Source organism: Chloroflexota bacterium, assembly GCA_018648225.1.
Taxonomy (GTDB): domain Bacteria; phylum Chloroflexota; class Anaerolineae; order Anaerolineales; family UBA11858; genus NIOZ-UU35.
In genome coordinates, this window is the sequence record JABGRQ010000057.1 from 1 (window position 1) to 4,570 (window position 4,570).

General features: G+C 50.7%; 5 protein-coding genes. 3 read left to right on the forward strand and 2 right to left on the reverse strand.

Going from position 1 to position 4,570, the window contains the following annotated elements; genetic code table 11:
* The first annotated feature begins 244 nt into the window (after positions 1-244).
* The gene (gene erpA, locus HN413_03735) at positions 245-658 is read left to right on the forward strand and encodes an iron-sulfur cluster insertion protein ErpA (GenBank protein MBT3389499.1); all 414 of its coding nucleotides are present in this window, start codon (positions 245-247) and stop codon (positions 656-658) included.
* 82 nt (positions 659-740) lie between these two features.
* Here the strand turns inward: erpA and HN413_03740 are convergent, their stop codons facing one another.
* Positions 741-1,388 (reverse strand): SH3 domain-containing protein, encoded by a 648-nt coding sequence (locus tag HN413_03740; protein MBT3389500.1) that lies wholly within the window; start codon positions 1,386-1,388, stop codon positions 741-743.
* A gap of 251 nt (positions 1,389-1,639) precedes the next feature.
* Here HN413_03740 and HN413_03745 point away from each other — a divergent pair, with 251 nt between their 5' ends.
* Complete coding sequence (locus tag HN413_03745) at positions 1,640-2,224, forward strand: zinc ribbon domain-containing protein (GenBank protein MBT3389501.1); 585 nt, start codon at positions 1,640-1,642, stop codon at positions 2,222-2,224.
* A gap of 63 nt (positions 2,225-2,287) precedes the next feature.
* Here the strand turns inward: HN413_03745 and HN413_03750 are convergent, their stop codons facing one another.
* Positions 2,288-2,965: a hypothetical protein gene (locus HN413_03750; protein MBT3389502.1), complete on the reverse strand. Its 678-nt coding sequence runs from the start codon at positions 2,963-2,965 to the stop codon at positions 2,288-2,290.
* 58 nt (positions 2,966-3,023) lie between these two features.
* Between HN413_03750 and HN413_03755 the strand changes: the two genes are divergently transcribed.
* A partial coding sequence (locus HN413_03755) for a hypothetical protein (protein MBT3389503.1) occupies positions 3,024-4,570 on the forward strand: 1,547 nt, incomplete at its 3' end.

Genomic DNA, 4,570 nt, shown 5'->3' on the forward strand with positions numbered 1-4,570 from the left:
CACCTACCACCCCGTTTCCTTCGCTGATACTGGCAAATCCAACGGAAACCGCAGCACCAACAATACGCCACGATTCTAACCAGGTTTCATACTCCAGGTTTTTCAATGCAAAAACGGCGGAAAAGACCCCGCCGTTTTTGCTATTCACGAAGAATCGTCCGGCCAACTTATTGACGCCACAACTCAATTATGATAGACTCCGTCTGATTTTAGACAATCCCCACCTCTGGGAAAGGATTTTTCAATGGTACTTGCAGATGCAACAAAATTAGATGTCGTATCCATCAGCTCAATGGCAGCCGATGCTGTTCGTGATTTACTTGCTAAACGCGAGTTGGAAGGGTACGCTTTACGTGTTTTCGTCCAGGGCGGTGGTTGCTCTGGTTTTCAATATGGTATGGCGCTAGAGAATAATTTCCGCGAGGAAGATACTGTCGTCGAATCTAATGGTGTTAGCGTAGTTATTGACGAAGTTTCTATTCAATACTTACGCGGCGCTCAAATTGATTATGTAGATGATGTGATGGGCAGCGGTTTCAAGATCGAAAACCCGAATGCCGTTTCATCCTGCGGCTGTGGCAGCTCATTCCGCACCGAAGGCGATCAAGCGTCAGATTCTGGCGCTGGCGGCTGTGGTGGCGGATCCTGCGGCTGCTAAAACTCTCCCTGATAAAAAAAAAGACCGGAATATATCCGGTCTTTTTTTATTTCACTTGCTGCTTCAACAAAATATCACGATATTAATTCCTGCGTAAGAACGACAAACCCAAACCCAAAACGCCAAATATGGCCGCGCCAATAATCACAAATCCAATCGGCACCCCACCTGTTCCGGTGGTTGTATTTCCCGGTGGGAATGTAGGCACCACCAACGGAGGTGGAGGGGTCAACGTAGGCATACGCGTGGCTGGAACCTGAACCACAAATTGCGCTGCCAGGGTTGGGTCAATCGTTGGGGTGACGCGCGGCGTGGGCGTGGGGGGCGGCTCCACAATAGGCAACTCATCACCAATAATACGCACTAACGGGGCATACACCCAGGCCACTCCAGCATCCACACCTGGGTACAAAATTTCAACCCAATCGCCCGCGGGGGTGCGCCCCAGAGCCGGAACTTCTTGCCGATTGAGCAACACCCCCACACGGGGATAGTCGGTGCCAGGCCCGGAACGCACGTTAATTTGTTCTTCAGGGTCTGCATACACAATCGCAATCGGGCCGCTGGGCGTGCCGGTTACTGTAGCAATTGCCACGGTTGGCTGCTGGGCTTCTCCAGCATCGGGGGGTTGAATAATCTCATTGGCGCGCGCCACCGACCGGGGCAGAATCACCATACCACCCAGAAAAATGAATATCCATAAGCCAAATTTTAATTGACTGATTCGCATCCTACCTCCAAAATTTCGCGCTTATACCTTACTACCAGGTATCTAAACAGTCAAGTTCTTGATATAATTCTAGTGTGACACTGTCACATTAGAAACAAGAAGCCCGAAATTAGAGGGTGGAAGTGTTGCGCAACACTTCCACCCTCTAATTTCGGAAACTTTTCGCGAATGTAGTATTGTCAAATTAATAAGTTATCAATTCGTCTTTCCTACAAAGCAAAAGATTTTATAACAAACAGCTTACCACACCTATGAAGAAAAAAATCTACCACGGAGATATCCAACCCGCCATTTTCGCGAAAGCGTTGATTGCCGAATTCAATCGAGGGAATTTAGAAGCCCAACAGACCCACCGGCCGGATGGTGTTTATATCCAGATTGGGACACGCTCATATCGACAATCCGGGGGGCAAACCGGGATCAGCGTGGCGATTCAGAAGGTAGCAGATGGGGTGTCTGTGGCGCTGGGCGATCACTCGGTGTTGGGGGTGGCAGCCAGCCTGGGGAGTACAGCAATTTCGGCATTGCGCAATCCTTTCAATTTGATCAGCCGCCTGGACGATGTGGCTCAGGATATTGAAAGCCTGCAACTAGATGATCATATTTGGGATTTGATTGAACGCGTGGCGGCAGCCGAAGGTGCATCCACCGAACTCTCGGAGCGGCTGCGCAGGCTGGTTTGTGAGTTCTGCGAGACGGCCAATCTGATAGGGGAGAGTAGCTGCATCGCCTGTGGAGCACCGCTGGGAAATGTGCAACCCGGTACTTGCCAACACTGCGGTTTTATTGTCCGGCGCAATGAACATACCTGTCCGCACTGCAAAAAGCCGCTGTAAACATTTTAACAAAAAAAGATATGCGGATTGCATATCTTTGAAGTATTTCAGCAAATACGGCTATCACGGTTCTTTTAACATTGTCAGCGTGGTTTGTATTCCGGTGAGCAGTGATGCCTCATCGGGGTCGGATGGCGGAGCAAAAGGCATGCGCCGCTGACCATTCGAACGAGACTCCAGGCGCTCGATTAGACGTTCGAGTTGTGGAATAGCATCAATAAAACCAACCTGGCCGATGAAATTGATCGCTTGTCGACGTAACGAAACAGAAATCCGCCGCTCCATCATAACTTCAACCAGCACCGAGCCCACATGCGAACACATATTAAAAAGAGCGGCAATCTGGGAATTCGCAGAAGCATCAAATTCGGCCACTTCTAATACAGCCAGAACCGTCCCACGCCCCATCACCGAACAATGCCCTTTGAGATGACCGCGCACGCTCTCTGGCGGTCGCTCTCCCATGATCGGGATCAACAAGTCGCCCAGCGCCTGGATAACACGTTTACGAAATTTTATATCTGGATCGATTAAACGCGTCGCCAGAACATAGGCCACCAATGGCGAAAAACGCGGCGCATCCAGTTCTAATAAACGATCCAAATTTCTATGCCGATCCGCAGCCCGCGGCGATGCGATCCCTTCTAGCGCCTGCCATACCGCCGGAAAAAGCTCGGTCATGCCACTGGCAATATTTTCATCTTCAAATAATGCAATTTGGGGAAGGAGAACTTCAGACATGCAAGCAGTATACCGCACAAGCTCAATCTGTTGTAGAGATTCATCCAGGAGGTCCGCCATGAAAAACGCGCTCATTATATTTTCGATTTTCGGGATTAGTTTGCTAATTGCGGCATGTCAACCAACTCCCGGCGTAGAGCCTACGCCCTACCCAACCTACACGCCCTATCCAACTTACACCCCGGCAGTGGAAAATCAAGCTGAGGAAACCGCGTTCATCTTTGCGCTCACGCGCGCGGTGTACCCTGACACCGATGAGATTGGCAACGCCTGCAGCGACGCCTTTGGTCCCGGCTGGCGCACCACAGATTGGAATGATCTGGCTGCCTATGTTAATAGCGGTTATTCACTTGAAACTCTCAGCGAGTCGCTGAATGGTCTCGAGCAGGCCTGGGTCACTTTCGATGGAGACGAGTGGTATTCACAGCAGCGGCGCTACTTCGCCGAGGTGCATAATCACGCGCTGCCCGATGGCTGGCTGGCACACGCCGAGTTGGACGATCATTATCTTGATTTAGGCTCCTGGTACGATATGGAAATCCCGGTGCTGTGCATTCAAAGTGATGAGGTTCCTTTGGGTGCAGAATCCACCTCGGAGGCAGATACCAGCCCCCAAACACCGGAATCACCCCCCACTTTCGCGCTGCGCTTCCATGCTAATTATCCTTGCGGTGAATGGCCGAATTACGCAGCCTTCGAAGTCGAAAGTACCTCCATCTGGATTTTGCAATCCGCCCATTTTGAGATATTCGACAACACGAACAATCAGTCGATCTATAACGGTAATAATGACCGCCCATTTCTAAAAGAGAACGAATGTCCGCCGGGGGATACGATCCTGCCGCCATTCAATACGCGCTATCTGGCTGCCAATCTCCAGGAACCTGAAGCGGGTACCAATTTTTCGGCAGCAATTACCCTATGCACCGAAGATAATATTCAGGGCGAATGCGTCACGGAAGTTATCGATTTTGTCTTTGAAGGCCAAGAAATTCCCTTTGCAGGCACCTGGAAAAATGAGCCCACCGGAATGACGCTCGAAATCAGCGAAACAGCTTTGGTAAAACGCTTCGCCTATCAAGGAGCCATGCGAGAGATTCACTACACGATCGTGTCTTATGATGCTGCTGAAGGCCATATCGATTTGCTGACAGAGCGAGTAATACAAGCCGGTGAAGAAGTTGAGTATGATTGGGCGCCCGCACAATATCTCTCGTACACCATTACAGATGATGTAATGAAAATGTTCATTGGGCCAAATCCGTATCCAGTTGCGGCCTCCGGAGTCAGCTATACACGGCAGGGCGCAGTCCCCCAGGAAGAAGCGCAACCCCCAGAAGACGAGCCATCGTTTGAAGCCGCCTTCGCGGGCACGCATCCTTGCGGCAATTGGCCCCACTATGCCGCGTTCCAGATTGAAAATACTTCATCACACACATTTGAATCCGTCTCGCTGATTATCAATGACATCACCAATGATACGCATATCTACGGGGGCAGCAACGATCGCGGTTTTGTCAATACTGCGGGCTGCCCACCCGGAGATTCGGCCTTACCGCCGAATAGCACCGCACAAGTCGCAGCCAATATCCGCGAGCCAGAATC

Coding starts and splice junctions, on each gene's coding strand:
- HN413_03745 (MBT3389501.1), top strand. CDS start 1,640: ATGAAGAAAAAAATCTACCACGGAGATATCCAACCCGCCATTTTCGCG.
- erpA (MBT3389499.1), top strand. CDS start 245: ATGGTACTTGCAGATGCAACAAAATTAGATGTCGTATCCATCAGCTCA.
- HN413_03740 (MBT3389500.1), bottom strand. CDS start 1,388: ATGCGAATCAGTCAATTAAAATTTGGCTTATGGATATTCATTTTTCTG.
- HN413_03750 (MBT3389502.1), bottom strand. CDS start 2,965: ATGTCTGAAGTTCTCCTTCCCCAAATTGCATTATTTGAAGATGAAAAT.